Origin of the sequence: Streptomyces sparsogenes, assembly GCF_001704635.1 — a bacterium.
In the GTDB taxonomy this organism is placed as follows: Bacteria; Actinomycetota; Actinomycetes; order Streptomycetales; family Streptomycetaceae; genus Streptomyces; species Streptomyces sparsogenes.
This window is the reverse complement of the sequence record NZ_MAXF01000096.1, coordinates 148,869-164,222: the sequence shown is the minus strand read 5'-3', so window position 1 is coordinate 164,222 and position 15,354 is coordinate 148,869. Positions and strand designations below refer to the sequence as shown.

The following is a 15,354-nucleotide window of genomic DNA, read 5'->3' as shown; positions in this document are numbered from 1 at the left end:
GCGCGGCGCGGTCCGGCATCGCCGGGCCGCGCCGCGGTGCTTTCCCGCTGTTCTCCCGCTGCTTTCTCGCCGTGTCGGCCGCTTACGCCGGCACGCTCACCGCCGAGCCCGCCGAGCCCGCCGACGCGGAGGTGGTCGGGGACGTGGAGGCGGAGCCGCTCGCCGTGGTCGCCGGGCCGCTCGCCGTGTTGGTGGTGTCGCCTCCGGGGCTCGTGGTGGCGGTGGAGGGCGGGGTGGTCGGCGGGGTGGTGGGCGTCTGGGACGGGGGCTTGGTCGGGGGGCTGGTCGGCGTCCTGGTGGGGGTGCGGGTCGGGCTGTGGGTGGTGGACCCGGACGAGGACGGGGACGACGGCTTGTCCGTCGGCGAGGCCTCGCCGCTCGAGGACGGGGCGGTCGGGCTCTCCGTGGCGCTGGGCGAACCGCTGACCAGCGTGGACGGGGACGTGGGCGCCCCGGGGACGCCGCTGGGGCCCGGCTGGCTGCTCTCGCCCGCGCCGCTCGTGGGCTCGTCGGCGGTCAGCCCCTTGTCGTCGTCCTGCCGGGAGGACGACGGGCCGGGCTTGACGGTGTCGGCGGAGCCCTCGTCCCCGTCGCCCGATGTCATGCCGAGGGTCACCACCGTGCCGAGGACGGCGAGGAGCAGGGCGCCCGCGCCCGCCGCGACCAGGTTGCGCCGGGCGCCGGTCAGCGCCGCGAAGCGGCGGCCGAGGGAGGTCCGGCCGCCCCTCACGCCGCCGGCGCCGCCCGCGCCCGCCGTGCGGCCGCTGCCGTCGGCCGGACCCGCGGAACCGGCCGCACCGGCCGCACCGGCGGAGCGGACGGCGGCGAGCACGTCGACGCGGCTGAGGGGCTCGGTCGTCGCGACCCGCGGGGTGACCACCGTGATCTCCGTGTCGGCCGGGTCCCGCCGCCCGGCGGACCCGCCGGCGGGCGGCGAGGCCGACTCGTCGTGGCGCGCGTCCGAGACCTCTTCCCCCGCCACCGTACGACCGCCCGAAGCCCCCGGGCCGCCGGAGCGGTCGGTGACCAGGGCGAGGGCGCGCCGGCCCGCGACCGTGCCGGGCTTGTCGGCCAGCACGCCGCGCAGCCCGATGGACGCCTCCAGCTCGGCCCGGGCCCGCTCCAGATTGCCCGTGCACAGTGCGAGGACGCCCAGCTCGTGGTGGAAGTACGCCTCCTCGGCCACCTGTCCGGCCAGCCGCGCGGCCTCCTGGCCGTGGCGCAGGGCGCGCTCCCAGGCGCCCCAGTGCAGCGCGGCGGCGAAGGCGGGAGTGGCGCTGCGGGCCAGCAGCACGGCGGCCTCGGCGCGGCCGGGCTCCCGCTCGGCGACCAGGGCGGCCATGGCGGTGAGGATCACGTCGGCCTCGACGGCGACCCGCTCCGGGGCGACCGAGGGGTGGCCGGCCCACCAGGCGTAGTGCCGGGCGACGGCGGCCGCGCGCTCGGCCGCCTCGTCGGCGTAGCCGTCGGCGGCGAGCTGGTCGGCCACGCCGACGGCCAACCGGTAGTGCGGGCCGGCGGGGGTGACCAGGCCGCCGGCGATCAGCTCGCCGAGCGCCGCGTCGGCGTGGGTGTCCCCGGCCAGCGCGGGCAGGTGCGTCTGGTGCGGGCACTCGCCGCCGAGCGCGACCGCGAACCGCAGGGCGTCGCGGGCCGCCGCGCTCAGCCGGGAGGCGATCAGCGCGACGGGGGCCGAGCCCTCGGCGAGCGTCGGCAGCGGGATGTCCCGCGCGCCGGCCCCGGAACCCGAACCGGCGCCGGCCCCGGAACCCGTACCGCCGCCGGAACCCGAACCGCCGCCCGAACCAGAACCGCTGCCGGCACCCGAGCCGGAGCCGGGGCCTGTGTCGCTGTCGGCCGCCCCGGCGGGCCGCCGCTCCTCCCCCCGCAGCGCGTCGCGCTGCCGCAGCAGCGCTCCGGCCTGGACGAACCGCAGCGGCAGCCCCTCGGACTCGAACCACAGGTCCGCGGCCCAGCTCCGCTCGTCCTCCTCCAGGGGCCGCCGTACGGCCCGCTCCAGCAGTTCCAGGGACCCGGTGCGGCTCAGCCCGGAGAGGAAGACCTCTTCGAGGTGCGACCCGGCGGAGGGGGCCGGGACGGCCGGGGTGGCCGAGATCAGGAAGGCGCATTCGGGCGTCGCGTCCAGGAACTCGTCCAGCGCGGCGCCGCCGAACTCGATGTCGTCCAGCACGACGACCGCGCCGATCTCCGCGACGGCCTGCAGCAGCTCCGCCCGGCCGGGCCGGTAGAGGGAGGCGCGGTAGACGGTCGCGTACAGCTCGTGGAGCAGGTCGGTGGGGGTGCGGCGGTAGCCGGAGAGGCGTACGACCCCGTCGGGCGCCAGGCTCTCGCAGTCCGCGGCGACGGCGTCCAGCAGCCTGCTGCGGCCCGCGCCGGAGGGCCCGGTGACCCGCACCGAGCGACCGCGGGCGAGCAGCCGGCCCAGCCGCTCACGCTCCTCCTCCCGCTCCAGCATGGGCACTTCGAGGGCCACCGCGCCCGCGGGCAGCGGCGGCGCGGCGGCCCGGCGCAGCTCGGCGCGCTCGTCGGGGCCGCGGCGCTCGGGGCGGGCGGGCCGCTCGCCGGGCGGGCAGGGCTCTATCTCGCTGCCGTCGACCGGGTTGACCGTCAGCAGGAAGTCCCCGGAGACCAGCCGCACCGTGCGCACGGGCGTGGCGGCGGAGCCGCCGAGGTGCGGGGTGAGCGGGTCGCGCGGCGACCGCGGGGTGCCGCCACCGCCGTCCGCGGGGTGCGGGGTCGGGGTGTCGCGGCCGTGCTCTTCCGACCCGCGGTTCGTCGGATCCATGGTGAAAGCCCCCCAGGTGCGTGGCGTGCTGTCCGGCTCCCGGCCTGTCCGCACGCGCGCCTTGCCGTCGCTTCCGGTCCGGTGCCCGCCGTAGGGATGGTGTCCGGCGAAGTCACCGGACCCTGGACCTCCCCACAGTATCCACTGACGGGCAGTGAGGTCGCGCCGCCCCGTGGCGCCGTCCGGCCCCCGTACGCCGCGCTCGGCCGCGCGGCGGCGTCACACCGGCCCCGGGCGCTCGCCTCCGCCTCGCCCCGGCGCTCAGACGCGCGGCAGCGACTCGACTTCGAGCCCGCCTTCGATGGCCAGGATCCGGTGCAGCCGGGTGGCCACCAGCAGTCGCTGCATCTGGGGCGGCACCCCGCGCAGCACCAGCCGCCGGCCGGCCCGGCCGGCCTTCCGGTGGGCTCCCATGATCACGCCGAGCCCGGTGGCGTCCCAGGAGTCCAGCTCGGTCAGGTCGAGTACGAGGTCCCCGCCGCCGGATTCAAGGGCGGTGTGCAAGGCCGTACGGGCGTCCGCCGCGCTCCGGACGTCGAGTCGACCCCCGACGACGAGCTCGGCGTGGTCGCCCCTGATGTGCATATGCGCTCCCCAACGTGGTGCTCCCCCAGCCACCGCTGGGAGATGCCCCCGGTCTCCCATGAGCAATCTGGCATGAGCAATCTGGTCTACCGAACTGACTGTCTCTCATGCGGTGAAGTTGCCGGTTGTAAGCGAACCGATACCGAATTCACCCGCAAGGGTGCTCCTGCCCCTGATTGCGTTTAAGGCGCGTCAGGGGCAGAAGCGGGCGGGTGCGTGCCGGGTCAGTAGCGGTAGAACCCGCCGCCGCTCTTGCGCCCGATGTCGCCGGCGTCGACCATGCGGCGCATGATCTCCGGCGGCGCGAACTTCTCGTCCTGGGACTCGGTGTAGATGTTCTCCGTGGCGTGCAGCAGGATGTCCACCCCGGTCAGGTCGGCCGTGGCGAGGGGTCCCATCGCATGGCCGAAGCCCAGCTTGCAGGCGATGTCGATGTCCTCGGCGGTGGCCACCCCGGACTCGTACAGCTTCGCGGCCTCGACGACGAGCGCGGAGATCAGTCGGGTGGTCACGAACCCCGCGACGTCGCGGTTGACGACGATACAGGTCTTGCCGACGCCCTCGGCGAACTCCCGGGCGGCGGCGAGGGTTTCGTCGCTGGTCTTGTATCCGCGCACCAGCTCGCACAGCTGCATCATCGGGACGGGCGAGAAGAAGTGGGTGCCCACGACCCGCTCGGGGCGCTCGGTGGCCGCCGCGATCTTGGTGATGGGGATGGCTGAGGTGTTGGAGGCGAGGATGGTGTCGTCCTTGACCAGGCCGTCGAGGGTGCGGAAGATGTCCCGCTTGACCTCGATCTTCTCGAAGACGGCCTCCACGACGACATCCGCGTCGGCGGCGGCCTCCAGCTCGGTCGTGGTGGTGATGCGCGCCAGGGCCTGCTCGGCGGCCTCGGCGTCCAGCTTGCCCTTGGCGACGAACTTGTCGTACGAGGCGCGGATGGCGTCGGTGCCGCGGCGCAGCGCCTCGTCGGTCACATCACGCAGCACGACGTCCCAGCCCGCCTGGGCGGAGACCTGCGCGATGCCGGATCCCATGAGTCCGGCCCCGATGACCGCGAGCTTCCTGGCCACGTTTCACGTCCTTTCGTACATTGCGTAACTGACGCCGTTGGCCGGACCTTAACGCCCGTTCACCCCTTGTGGCAGCCCCTAGTAAGGCGCGTCACGGTGTGTTCTTCACCGCATAGTTGAGGACGCCGTCGCTGAGGAGCGACTCCATGACGTCGATCTGCCGCAGCACCTCCGCGGATGTCTCCTCCGGGGTGCTGCCCGCGGTGTGGCAGCGTCCGATGCTGCGGTCCACGGCGTTCTGCATGCCGATGACCTGGTGGGCGATGAACTCGGGCGTCGGGTCCTCGGGGGCGGCGCCGGTCTCCTCGCGCAGGGTGGCCGCGAGCCGGTCGACCATCCGGCCCTGCATCCGCAGCACACGGGCCATCAGCGTCGGGGACTCCTGGATGATCCGCAGGAAGCGCGCGTAGCCCGGGTCCATCCCGGCGTACGGGTTCCGCTCCGCGACGTCCCGGCGCATCCGGTCGAGCACCGCCCGCACCGCCGACACGCCCTCCCCGCGCTCCCGTACGAGCCGTGAGGCGCGCTCGACGACCTCCTCCTCGCGGTCGAAGAGGAGGTCCTCCTTGGCGGGGAAGTAGTTGTAGACGGTGTTGACCGACACGTCGGCGACCTCGGCGACCGCGGCGATGGTGACCGCCTCGAAGCCGTGCTCCAGGAAGAGCGCGGTGGCCATGTCCGAGATGCGCTGTCTGACCTGCCGCTTCTTGCGTTCCCTGAGCCCTTCCGCCATGCCCCCATCCTAGCTTCCATGGTGTCTCTTAAATTTTGGGGTCATTGCAAAATTTAAGTCTCCCTGCTTTTCTGGGCACATGCCAGTCATCAGCACGGCCGGGCTCGCCCGGACCTTCCAGACCAAGCGCGGCCCCGTGGAGGCCGTCCGCGGCATCGACCTCACCGTCCGGCCGGGCGAGATCCTCGGCTTCCTCGGCCCCAACGGCGCGGGCAAGACCACGACCCTGCGCATGCTCACCACCCTGCTCGCCCCCACGGGCGGGGCCGCGACCGTCGCCGGGTGCGACCTGGCCCGGGACCCGGAGGGGGTGCGCCGGAAGATCGGTTACGTCGCCCAGTCCGGCGGCACCGACCCGTCCGTCTCCGTCCGCGAGGAACTCGTCACCCAGGGGCGCATGTACCGGCTCGGCAAGGCGGAGGCGGCCGCCCGCGCCGAGGAACTCGCCGCCGACCTCGGCCTGAGCGAGCTGCTCGACCGCAAGTGCGGCGCCCTGTCCGGCGGTCAGCGGCGCCGCCTCGACATCGCCATGGGCCTCACCCACCGGCCCGTGGTGCTCTTCCTCGACGAGCCCACCACCGGGCTCGACCCCGGCAGCCGGGCCGAGCTGTGGGACCTGATCCGCCGGCTGCGGGATGGCCAGGGGATGACCGTCTTCCTGACCACGCACTACCTCGACGAGGCGGAGGCGCTCGCCGACCGGCTGGTCGTCGTCGACCGCGGCACGGTGGTCGCCGAGGGCACCGCCGCCGCGCTCAAGGCCCAGTACGGCGGGTCGCCCGAGGCCACCCTCCAGGACGCCTTCATCGCCATCACCGGGCGCCGCACCGCCGAGCCCGACACCGCCCCGATCGCCGTCTAGCGACTCAGGAGCCCTCCGCCGTGTCCCACCTGTTCTCCGACACCGCCCTGATCTTCGGCCGCTATCTGCGCCAGGCCCTGGACTCCAAGGTCGGCGTGGTCTTCGGGCTGCTGCAGCCCATGTTCTATCTGATCTTCTTCGGCCCGCTGCTGAGGGACGTGCCCCTCGGCGGCGAGGGCGACTCCTGGCAGACGCTGGTCCCCGGGCTGCTCATCCAGCTCGGCCTGTTCAGCGCCGCCTTCGCGGGCTTCGGCATACTGCTCGAGAAGCAGGTCGGGGTGATCGAGCGGATGCGGGTCACCCCCGTCAGCCGGCTCGCGCTGCTGCTGGGCCGGGCGCTCAAGGACGTGGTCCTGCTGCTGGTCCAGTCGCTGCTGCTGGTGCTCGTCGCGGTCGCGCTCGGGCTGCGCGCCCCGGTGCTCGGAGTGGTCGTGGGCTTCCTCTTCGTCGGCCTGCTCACCATCTCGCTGGCCTCGCTGTCGTACGCCCTGGCCATGCGGGTCGACGGGCCGCAGGGGTTCGCCCCGGTCATCAGCACGGTCAACATGCCCGCCATGCTGCTGTCCGGGATCCTGCTGCCGATGGCCCTGGCGCCCGGCTGGCTGGACGCCGTCTCGCGCTGTGTGCCCTTCCGCTACCTCGTGGACGCGGTGCGCGCCGCGTACGTCGGGGACTTCGGCTGGGACACCGTCGGCGTCGGCGCGCTGGTCGGACTCGCCCTGTGCGCCGTCTCGATGACGGTCGGCACCCGGGTGTTCCGCAAGGCCGGGGCGTAGGGCCCGCCCGGCACGCGCGGCGCCGCGCGTAGGCTCGGCCCCATGGTCAGACTCACCCGCATCTACACGCGCACCGGGGACAAGGGCACCACGTCGCTCGGCGACATGAGCCGCACCGCCAAGACCGATCCGCGGATCGCCGCGTACGCCGACGCGAACGAGGCCAACGCCGCGATCGGGGTGGCCATCGCCCTGGGGGCGCTGCCCCCGGAGATCGTCAAGGTGCTGGTCCGCGTCCAGAACGACCTGTTCGACGTGGGCGCGGACCTGTCCACCCCGGTGGTCGAGAACCCGGCGCACCCGCCGCTGCGCGTCGAGCAGAGCTACATCGACAAGCTGGAGGCGGACTGCGACCTGTTCCTCGAAGGGCTGGAGAAGCTGCGCAGCTTCATCCTCCCGGGCGGCACGCCCGGCGCGGCCCTGCTGCACCAGGCGTGCACCGTCGTACGCCGGGCCGAGCGCTCCACGTGGGCCGCGCTCGACGAGTACGCGGAGTCCATGAACCCGCTCACCGCCACCTACCTCAACCGCCTCTCCGACCTGCTGTTCATCCTGGCCCGGGCGGCCAACAAGGAGGTCGGCGACGTGCTGTGGGTGCCCGGCGAGAACCGCTGACCGGGTCGGGCGGGGTCAGGGCCCGGTAGGCGTCAGGGCTTGGTGAGGGGCCGGGCCCGGCCCCGGTCCCCCGCCTCGGCCCGCTTCTTGTCCTTCGAGGGCCAGACGGTGTAGCTGACGGCGATCAGCAGGTGGATGCCCACGACCATCAGCATCTGCCGCTGCCACCCCACCATCGGGTCGCTGCGGTCCGCGTCGCCGATCAGCCACACGCACACCTGCAGCACGGCCACCGCGATCGCCGCGGCCAGCAGCGTCATCAGCCACAGCCGCCACTCGTGACGGGCCCGCGCGGCCCCGTACTTGGGCGGCTTGACCGGGGGCGGCCCGCCCGCGAAACGGTGCGCGAAGCGCCCGTCCGCCCACTTGATCATGTAGTGCCCGTACACGACGGAGAAGCCGAGGTAGACCGCGGCCAGCCCGTGCGCGGTCGACGGCTCGGCGCCGCGCCGCAGGTCGATCACGGTCGCGACCAGCAGCACCAGGTCCAGCAGTGGCACGCAGGCCAGCAGCGCCGCGCCCGCCCGTGGTCGGCGCAGGAGGTAGCGCACGCACAGGCCACCGAGGAGCACCACCCAGAAGCCGACCTCACTCGCGACGATCAGTCCGACGATCACGGCCTGTTCTCCCTTCTCACGCCCACCCCCCTTACCGTCCCGCACGATCCGGACCGTCGCGTCGTCGGCGACGACGAAACCGGACTGCATCCTTCGATGTACGCCGCGCGGCCCGGAGTCCCCCGGAAGCGGACGCGGTCGCGGCGGACGCGTGCTGTGATGGACCCATGCCGCCCCGTCTGCCGCCGCCGCACCGCGTCGACGTCGCCATCGCCTCGGGCGGGCTGCTCGGCGGACTGCTGCTGATGGCGCTGGGGCTGAGCGGCGGGGTCTACCTCGGCGACCTGGGCCCCGTGGTCCTCCCCCACGTGTGGACGGTCACCTCCCTCGTCGCCATGGCCGGCGCCGAACTGCTGCGCCGGGTGGCGCCCGGGACCGCCCTGGCGCTCGGCACCGCCGCCCTGGCCGTGGACCTGTGCGGCGGCTCGCTCATCGCCACCGTCCTGATGTACACGGACGTGGTGTACGCGGCGGTCCTCTACGGCCCGGCGCCCCTGGCCCGGCGGCTGCCCTCCGCCTGCGGGATGGTCACCGTGGCGGCCACGGTCGTGCCGCTGGCGCTGCTGCGCACCCCCGAGTCGCTGTTCATCGGCGTGATGGCCGCCCTGCTCACCTTCGCCCCGGCCGGCACCGGGGCCATCGTGCGCAACCACCGGGAGGCCGCCGAGGCCGCCCGTCTCGAGGCCGAACGGACGGCCCTGCTGGCGGAGCTGGACCGGCGGGAGGCGGTGGTGGCCGAGCGCGCCCGGATGGCCCGCGAGCTGCACGACCGGGTCGCGGGCCATCTGTCGGCCATCGCCATCCACTCCACCGCCGCGCTCTCCCTGGGCGACGCCGCCGCCACCGACCAGGCGCTCGGCGTCATCCGGGAGAACAGCGTGCGGGGCCTGGCCGAGATGCGCACCCTCATCGAGCTGCTGCGCGACGCGGGCGGGGAGACGGAACCCACCGCGGCGCCCACCCTCGACGCCCTCGACTCGCTGGTCGAGCGCGCCCGCTCGGACGCCGCCGTCAGCGGGCTGGAGTTCGCGCTGTGCGACGAACGCCCGCCGGGCGCCGCCCCGCTCCCCGCCCCGGTCGAGCTCGCCGCGTACCGCATCGTCCAGGAGTCCCTGACCAACGCCCTCAAGCACGCGGCCCCCGGCGAGGTGACCGTGCGCCTCGCCCACGACGCCGAGGGCCCGTCGGCGGCCGGCGCCCTGGAGGTCAGCGTGACCAGCCCGTACGACAAGCGCCCGGGCCGCCGCCCCCGGGCGCCCGGCTCGGGGATGGGCGTGGTCGGGATGCGCGAGCGCGTCTCCGTGCTCGGCGGCACCCTCCAGGCGGGCCCGCGCCCCGGGGCGTCCGGCACGGTGTGGCGCGTACGGGCGGTCCTGCCCCTGGGCGGCACCCTCAGCCGCAACCCGGACCGCAACCCGGACCGCAATCTCGACCGCAACCTCGACGGCAAAGGAGCCTCGAACCGGTGATCCGCGTGCTCGTCGCCGAAGACCAGCTGGCCGTACGGGCCGGGCTGGTGCTCATCCTGCGGTCCGCGCCCGACATCGAGGTGATCGCGGAGGCGGCCGACGGGGAACAGGCCGTGCGCCTGGCCCGGGAGCTGCGCCCCGACCTGGTGCTGATGGACGTCCAGATGCCGCGCCTGGACGGGGTGTCGGCCACCCGCGAGATCGTCGCCGAGCAGCTGGCCGACGTCCTGGTCCTGACCACCTTCGACCTCGACGAGTACGTCTTCGGGGCGCTGCGCGCCGGGGCCGCGGGCTTCCTCCTCAAGGACAGCGAGGCGGCCGGGCTTCTGGAGGCCGTACGGACGGTGGCCCGCGGCGAGGGCATGATCGCCCCCGCGGTGACCCGCCGACTGATCGCCGAGTTCGCCCGGCCGAGCGCCGCGCGGTCCGCCACCGCGACCGTCACCGCCGAACCGGCGGAGCTCGCCTCCCTCACCCCGCGCGAGCGCGAGGTGCTGGGCGCCCTCGGCCAGGGCCTGTCCAACGCCCAGATCGCCGACCACCTCGCCATGGCGGAGGCCACGGTGAAGACCCACGTCAGCAGGGTGCTCGGCAAGCTGGGGCTGCGCAGCCGGGTGCAGGCGGCGGTGCTGGCCCGGGAGTTGGGGGTGGCCGGGCCCTGAGAAGGCGACCGGGGCCGTTCGTCGCCGGCCCGTCAGGCGGCGTCAGGCGCCAGGCATCAGGCGCCAGGCATCAGGCATCAGGCGTCAGGCGTCAGGCATCAGGCCACGTTGACCCGCTGGCCGGGCGGGGCGGCCTCCAGCCAGGCGAGGAAGCCGGTCAGCGCGTCCTCGCTCATCGCCAGCTCCAGCCGGGTGCCGCTGTGCAGACACGCCAGCACCACGGCGTCGGAGAGCAGCGCGAGCTCCTCCTCGCCCTTCGGCGTGCGGCGCTCCAGTACCTCGATCGAGGCGCGCTCCAGGAGCCGGCGCGGCCTGGGCGCGTAGGAGAAGACCCGGAACCACTCGATCCGGTCACCGTTGTAGCGGGCGACCCCGTACACCCAGCCCTTGCCGCTGGGCTCCGGTTCGGCCTCGGGCCCGGGCGCGTTCCAGCGCAGTGAGCAGTCGAAGGTGCCGCCGGAGCGCTGGATCAGCCGCCGCCGCAGACCGAAGACGAAGAGCCCCACCACCACCAGCGCGACGACCACGCCGCTCACGAGCAGAGCGAGGACCATCTTCACCGACCTCCTCGCGTCATCCGGAAAAACCGCACCTGCATCGCCTCAGCCGCGGACCGGCGCTGGGGAGTCCCCGCGCGGCCCGCGGCTGAGGGTTTCGACCGTTCGTGACAGGTTTCAGTGCGCTCCCGCCACCGCGCGCAGCCGGACGTCGGCGCGCCGCTCGGCGGCGGCGTCCGCCTCCGCCTTGGCGCGCTCCAGCGCCCGCTCCGCCCGCTTGACATCGATCTCGTCGGACAGCTCCGCGATCTCGGCGAGCACCGAGAGCTTGTCGTCGGAGAACGAGATGAACCCGCCGTGCACCGCGGCGACGACTGTCCCGCCCTCGCTCGTACGGATGGTCACCGGGCCGGACTCCAGCACACCGAGCAGCGGCTGGTGGCCGGGCATGACGCCGATGTCACCGGATGTGGTGCGCGCGATGACCAAGGTGGCCTTGCCGGACCAGACACTACGGTCCGCCGCGACCATCTCGACATGCAGCTCAGCAGCCAACGTGGCTCCTCGGGTCTCCACCTGCCGGGTACGACAGGGCTTTCGTCAAAGGATAACGGGCGTGAGGAGAGGGGCGGGACGCGGCCCACCCCTCTCCTGTGAGCTCCGGCGTCAGGAGACGCCCAGCTCCTTCGCGTTCTTCTTCAGGTCCTCGAGACCACCACACATGAAGAACGCCTGCTCCGGGAAGTGGTCGAACTCACCGTCGGCGATCGCGTTGAACGCGGCGATCGACTCGTCCAGCGGCACGTCCGAGCCGTCCACACCGGTGAACTGCTTCGCCGCGTGGGTGTTCTGCGACAGGAAGCGCTCGATGCGGCGGGCGCGGAAGACGGTGAGCTTGTCCTCCTCGCCGAGCTCGTCGATGCCGAGGATGTTGATGATGTCCTGCAGGTCCTTGTACTTCTGCAGGATCGACTTGACCCGCGTGGCGCAGTCGTAGTGGTCCTGCGAGATGTACCGCGGGTCCAGGATCCGGGAGGTGGAGTCCAGCGGGTCCACCGCCGGGTAGATGCCCTTCTCCGAGATCGGACGGGAGAGCACCGTCGTCGCGTCGAGGTGCGCGAAGGTGGTCGCCGGGGCCGGGTCGGTCAGGTCGTCCGCGGGGACGTAGATCGCCTGCATCGAGGTGATCGAGTGACCGCGGGTCGAGGTGATGCGCTCCTGGAGGATGCCCATCTCGTCGGCCAGGTTCGGCTGGTAGCCCACCGCGGAGGGCATGCGGCCGAGCAGGGTCGAGACCTCGGAACCGGCCTGGGTGAAGCGGAAGATGTTGTCGATGAAGAACAGCACGTCCTGCTTCTGCACATCGCGGAAGTACTCCGCCATGGTCAGACCGGCCAGGGCGACCCGCAGACGGGTGCCCGGGGGCTCGTCCATCTGGCCGAAGACCAGCGCGGTCTTGTCGAGAACGCCAGCCTCCTCCATCTCGACCATGAGGTCGTTGCCCTCACGGGTGCGCTCGCCGACGCCGGCGAACACGGAAACGCCCTCGTGCAGCTTGGCCACACGGACGATCATTTCCTGGATGAGAACGGTCTTGCCGACGCCCGCGCCGCCGAACAGACCGATCTTGCCGCCCTTGACGTACGGGGTCAGCAGGTCCACGACCTTCAGGCCGGTCTCGAACATCTCGGTCTTGGACTCGAGCTGGTCGAAGGCCGGGGCCTTGCGGTGGATGGACCAGCGCTCGGTGACCTCGGACTCGGCCTCGGGCTCGTTGAGGATCTTGCCCAGGGTGTTGAACACCCGGCCCTTGGTCATGTCGCCGACCGGGACGGTGATGCCGTCGCCGGTGTCGGTCACCGGGGCCTGGCGGACCAGGCCGTCGGTGGGCTCCATCGAGATGGCCCGCACCAGGCCCTCGCCGAGGTGCTGGGCGACCTCGAGGGTGAGCGTCTTGGTCTTGCCCTCCTCGGAGGGGTCGATGACCTCGACGTGCAGTGCGTTGTAGATCTCCGGCATCGCGTCGACGGGGAACTCCACGTCGACGACCGGGCCGATGACCCGCGCGACGCGGCCAGTGGCCACGCCGGCAGGAGCGGTCGGCTCAACAGTGGTGGTCATAGTTGTCAGTCACTCCCCGCAGAGGCGTCGGCCAGGGCGCTCGCGCCACCGACGATCTCGCTGATTTCCTGGGTGATGTCGGCCTGGCGGGCCGCGTTGGCAAGCCGCGTGAGCGACTTGATGAGCTCTTCGGCGTTGTCGGTCGCCGACTTCATCGCCCGGCGGGTGGCCGCGTGCTTGGACGCGGCCGCCTGGAGCAGGGCGTTGTAGATCCGGGACTCGACGTACCGCGGCAGCAGCGCGTCGAGCACCTCCTCCGCCGACGGCTCGAACTCGTACAGCGGCGCGATCACGTCCTTCGCCGCCGTCTCCTCCGCCGTCTTCTCCATGCTCAGCGGCAGCAGCCGGTGCTCGACCGGGGTCTGCGTCAGCATCGAGACGAACTCGGTGTAGACGATGTGCAGCTCGTCCACGCCGCCCTCGGCCGTGTCCTTCTGGACGGCCTCGATCAGCGGGCCGGCGATCTTCTTGGCGTCCGCGTAGGTCGGGTTGTCGGTGAAGCCGGTCCACGACTCCGTGACCTTGAACTCACGGAAGCCGTAGTAGGCGACGCCCTTGCGGCCGACGATGTAGGTGTCGACCTCCTTGCCCTGCGCGGTGAGGGCCTTGGTGGCCTGCTCGGCCGCCTTGATCACGTTCGCCGAGTAGCCGCCGGCCAGACCGCGGTCGCTCGTGATGAGCAGCAGCGCGGCCCGGGTCGGGTTCTCCGCCTCGGTGGTGAGCGGGTGCTGGGTGGTGGAGCCGGTGGCGACCGCGCCCACCGCCCGGGTGAGCTCACTGGCGTACGGAGTCGACGCGGCCACCTGGCGCTGCGCCCTGACGACGCGCGAGGCGGCGATCATCTCCATCGCCTTGGTGATCTTCTTGGTCGCAGAGATGGACTTGATCCGCCTCTTGTAGACCCGGAGTTGGGCACCCATGCTCAGCCCTCGCCCAGCAGCTTGCCGTCCGAGGTCTCGAACTGGCGCTTGAAGCTGTCCACGGCCTCGCCCAGCGCGGCGAGGGTGTCGTCGGACATCTTGCCGCCCTCGACGATGCTCGTCATCAGGCCCTTGTGCTCGCGGTGCAGGTAGTCGTGCAGCTCGCGCTCGAAGCGACGGATGTCCTCGACCGGGACGTCGTCCATCTTGCCGTTGGTGCCGGCCCAGATCGAGACGACCTGGTCCTCGGTGGCGAACGGGGAGTACTGCGGCTGCTTCAGCAGCTCGACCATGCGCGAACCGCGCTCCAGCGAGGCCTTGGAGGCCGCGTCCAGGTCGGAGCCGAAGGCGGCGAACGCCTCCAGCTCACGGAACTGGGCGAGGTCCACCCGGAGCCGGCCGGACACCTGGCGCATGGCCCGGTGCTGGGCGGAGCCACCGACGCGGGAGACCGAGATACCGACGTTCAGAGCCGGGCGCTGGCCGGCGTTGAACAGGTCGGACTCCAGGAAGCACTGGCCGTCGGTGATGGAGATGACGTTGGTCGGGATGAACGCCGAGACGTCGTTGGCCTTGGTCTCGACGATCGGCAGACCGGTCATCGAACCGGCGCCCATGTCGTCGGAGAGCTTGGCGCAGCGCTCCAGCAGCCGGGAGTGCAGGTAGAAGACGTCACCGGGGTACGCCTCGCGGCCCGGCGGGCGGCGCAGCAGCAGCGAGACGGCGCGGTAGGCGTCGGCCTGCTTGGACAGGTCGTCGAAGACGATCAGGACGTGCTTGCCCTGGTACATCCAGTGCTGGCCGATGGCCGAGCCGGTGTAGGGGGCCAGGTACTTGAAGCCCGCCGGGTCGGACGCCGGGGCGGCGACGATCGTGGTGTACTCCAGGGCGCCGGCCTCCTCCAGCGCGGCGCGCACGCCGGCGATGGTGGAGCCCTTCTGGCCGATGGCGACGTAGATGCAGCGGACCTGCTTCTTCGGGTCGCCCGAGCGCCAGTTGTCGCGCTGGTTGATGATCGTGTCGACGGCCAGCGCGGTCTTGCCGGTCTGCCGGTCGCCGATGATCAGCTGACGCTGGCCACGGCCGATCGGGGTCATGGCGTCGACGGCCTTGTAGCCGGTCTCCATCGGCTCGTGCACCGACTTGCGCTGCATGACCGTGGGGGCCTGCAGCTCGAGGGCGCGGCGGCCCTCGGTCTCGATCTCGCCGAGGCCGTCGATCGGGTTGCCCAGCGGGTCGACGACACGGCCGAGGTAGCCCTCGCCGACGGCGACCGAGAGCACCTCGCCGGTGCGCTGCACCTGCTGGCCCTCTTCGATACCGCTGAACTCGCCGAGGACGACCGCGCCGATCTCGCGCTCCTCGAGGTTGAGGGCGAGGCCGAGGGTGCCGTCCTCGAACTTCAGCAGCTCGTTCGCCATGGCCGAGGGAAGACCTTCGACCTTCGCGATGCCGTCGCCGGCAACGGTGACCGTACCGACCTCCTCGCGCGAGGCCGCGTCCGGCTTGTACGCCTGGACAAAGTTCTCCAGTGCGTCCCGGATCTCCTCCGGCCGGATCGTGAGCTCCGCCATCTGGGTTCCCTGCTCTCCTTGTTGGGCCCGAAGTATCTGACTAC

14 protein-coding genes and 1 pseudogene are annotated in these 15,354 nt (G+C 72.5%); 5 read left to right on the top strand and 10 right to left on the bottom strand.

Translation table 11 applies throughout. The features are described from left to right. Positions 1 to 82 precede the first annotated feature (82 nt). From BBH68_RS20705 to BBH68_RS20690, 4 genes are all read right to left on the bottom strand, one after another. Positions 83 to 2,806: an AAA family ATPase gene (locus tag BBH68_RS20705; protein WP_065964637.1), complete on the bottom strand. Its 2,724-nt coding sequence runs from the start codon at positions 2,804 to 2,806 to the stop codon at positions 83 to 85. Between the two features lie 261 nt (positions 2,807 to 3,067). Further along, on the bottom strand, positions 3,068 to 3,391 hold the full coding sequence (locus tag BBH68_RS20700) for an STAS domain-containing protein (protein ID WP_014176360.1): 324 nt from the start codon (positions 3,389 to 3,391) through the stop codon (positions 3,068 to 3,070). Between the two features lie 224 nt (positions 3,392 to 3,615). Beyond that, complete coding sequence (locus BBH68_RS20695) at positions 3,616 to 4,464, bottom strand: 3-hydroxyacyl-CoA dehydrogenase family protein (RefSeq protein ID WP_065964636.1); 849 nt, start codon at positions 4,462 to 4,464, stop codon at positions 3,616 to 3,618. 91 nt (positions 4,465 to 4,555) lie between these two features. Then, complete coding sequence (locus tag BBH68_RS20690; protein WP_065964635.1) at positions 4,556 to 5,197, bottom strand: TetR/AcrR family transcriptional regulator; 642 nt, start codon at positions 5,195 to 5,197, stop codon at positions 4,556 to 4,558. 160 nt (positions 5,198 to 5,357) lie between these two features. Here BBH68_RS20690 and BBH68_RS20685 point away from each other — a divergent pair. From BBH68_RS20685 to BBH68_RS20675, 3 genes and pseudogenes are all read left to right on the top strand, one after another. Then, positions 5,358 to 6,059, top strand: a pseudogene (locus BBH68_RS20685) (ABC transporter ATP-binding protein); the annotation flags it as partial. Positions 6,060 to 6,079: 20 nt separating this feature from the next. Further along, positions 6,080 to 6,835, top strand: a complete 756-nt coding sequence (locus tag BBH68_RS20680) for an ABC transporter permease (RefSeq protein WP_065964631.1) — start codon at positions 6,080 to 6,082, stop codon at positions 6,833 to 6,835. Positions 6,836 to 6,877: 42 nt separating this feature from the next. Continuing rightward, positions 6,878 to 7,450, top strand: a complete 573-nt coding sequence (locus BBH68_RS20675) for a cob(I)yrinic acid a,c-diamide adenosyltransferase (RefSeq protein ID WP_065964629.1) — start codon at positions 6,878 to 6,880, stop codon at positions 7,448 to 7,450. A gap of 32 nt (positions 7,451 to 7,482) precedes the next feature. Here BBH68_RS20675 and BBH68_RS20670 read toward each other — a convergent pair whose 3' ends face one another. After that, the gene (locus BBH68_RS20670) at positions 7,483 to 8,157 is read right to left on the bottom strand and encodes a hypothetical protein (RefSeq protein WP_065964627.1); all 675 of its coding nucleotides are present in this window, start codon (positions 8,155 to 8,157) and stop codon (positions 7,483 to 7,485) included. A gap of 77 nt (positions 8,158 to 8,234) precedes the next feature. Here BBH68_RS20670 and BBH68_RS20665 point away from each other — a divergent pair, with 77 nt between their 5' ends. Next, positions 8,235 to 9,536 carry a sensor histidine kinase gene (locus tag BBH68_RS20665; protein ID WP_079151104.1) on the top strand — a complete coding sequence of 434 codons (1,302 nt, stop codon included), beginning with the start codon at positions 8,235 to 8,237 and terminating at the stop codon, positions 9,534 to 9,536. Further along, the gene (locus BBH68_RS20660; protein ID WP_065964625.1) at positions 9,533 to 10,198 is read left to right on the top strand and encodes a response regulator; all 666 of its coding nucleotides are present in this window, start codon (positions 9,533 to 9,535) and stop codon (positions 10,196 to 10,198) included. Before BBH68_RS20665 ends, BBH68_RS20660 begins: the two co-directional genes overlap by 4 nt. 98 nt (positions 10,199 to 10,296) lie before the next feature. Here BBH68_RS20660 and BBH68_RS20655 read toward each other — a convergent pair whose 3' ends face one another. From BBH68_RS20655 to atpA, 5 genes are all read right to left on the bottom strand, one after another. Next, positions 10,297 to 10,752 carry a DUF2550 domain-containing protein gene (locus BBH68_RS20655; protein WP_065964788.1) on the bottom strand — a complete coding sequence of 152 codons (456 nt, stop codon included), beginning with the start codon at positions 10,750 to 10,752 and terminating at the stop codon, positions 10,297 to 10,299. Between the two features lie 120 nt (positions 10,753 to 10,872). After that, positions 10,873 to 11,250 (bottom strand): F0F1 ATP synthase subunit epsilon, encoded by a 378-nt coding sequence (locus tag BBH68_RS20650; RefSeq protein ID WP_065964624.1) that lies wholly within the window; start codon positions 11,248 to 11,250, stop codon positions 10,873 to 10,875. Positions 11,251 to 11,361: 111 nt separating this feature from the next. Beyond that, positions 11,362 to 12,816 (bottom strand): F0F1 ATP synthase subunit beta, encoded by a 1,455-nt coding sequence (gene atpD, locus BBH68_RS20645; protein WP_065964623.1) that lies wholly within the window; start codon positions 12,814 to 12,816, stop codon positions 11,362 to 11,364. A gap of 5 nt (positions 12,817 to 12,821) precedes the next feature. Beyond that, positions 12,822 to 13,736 (bottom strand): F0F1 ATP synthase subunit gamma, encoded by a 915-nt coding sequence (locus BBH68_RS20640; protein WP_065964621.1) that lies wholly within the window; start codon positions 13,734 to 13,736, stop codon positions 12,822 to 12,824. A gap of 2 nt (positions 13,737 to 13,738) precedes the next feature. Beyond that, on the bottom strand, positions 13,739 to 15,310 hold the full coding sequence (atpA, locus tag BBH68_RS20635; RefSeq protein WP_065964619.1) for a F0F1 ATP synthase subunit alpha: 1,572 nt from the start codon (positions 15,308 to 15,310) through the stop codon (positions 13,739 to 13,741). Positions 15,311 to 15,354 lie beyond the last annotated feature (44 nt).

Bases quoted from the DNA above. Each gene is read 5' to 3' on its own strand.
- BBH68_RS20705 (WP_065964637.1), bottom strand. From the start codon at position 2,806: ATGGATCCGACGAACCGCGGGTCGGAAGAGCACGGCCGCGACACCCCG.
- BBH68_RS20700 (WP_014176360.1), bottom strand. From the start codon at position 3,391: ATGCACATCAGGGGCGACCACGCCGAGCTCGTCGTCGGGGGTCGACTC.
- BBH68_RS20690 (WP_065964635.1), bottom strand. From the start codon at position 5,197: ATGGCGGAAGGGCTCAGGGAACGCAAGAAGCGGCAGGTCAGACAGCGC.
- BBH68_RS20675 (WP_065964629.1), top strand. From the start codon at position 6,878: ATGGTCAGACTCACCCGCATCTACACGCGCACCGGGGACAAGGGCACC.
- BBH68_RS20670 (WP_065964627.1), bottom strand. From the start codon at position 8,157: ATGCAGTCCGGTTTCGTCGTCGCCGACGACGCGACGGTCCGGATCGTG.
- BBH68_RS20665 (WP_079151104.1), top strand. From the start codon at position 8,235: ATGCCGCCCCGTCTGCCGCCGCCGCACCGCGTCGACGTCGCCATCGCC.
- BBH68_RS20655 (WP_065964788.1), bottom strand. From the start codon at position 10,752: ATGGTCCTCGCTCTGCTCGTGAGCGGCGTGGTCGTCGCGCTGGTGGTG.
- atpD (WP_065964623.1), bottom strand. From the start codon at position 12,816: ATGACCACCACTGTTGAGCCGACCGCTCCTGCCGGCGTGGCCACTGGC.
- BBH68_RS20640 (WP_065964621.1), bottom strand. From the start codon at position 13,736: ATGGGTGCCCAACTCCGGGTCTACAAGAGGCGGATCAAGTCCATCTCT.
- atpA (WP_065964619.1), bottom strand. From the start codon at position 15,310: ATGGCGGAGCTCACGATCCGGCCGGAGGAGATCCGGGACGCACTGGAG.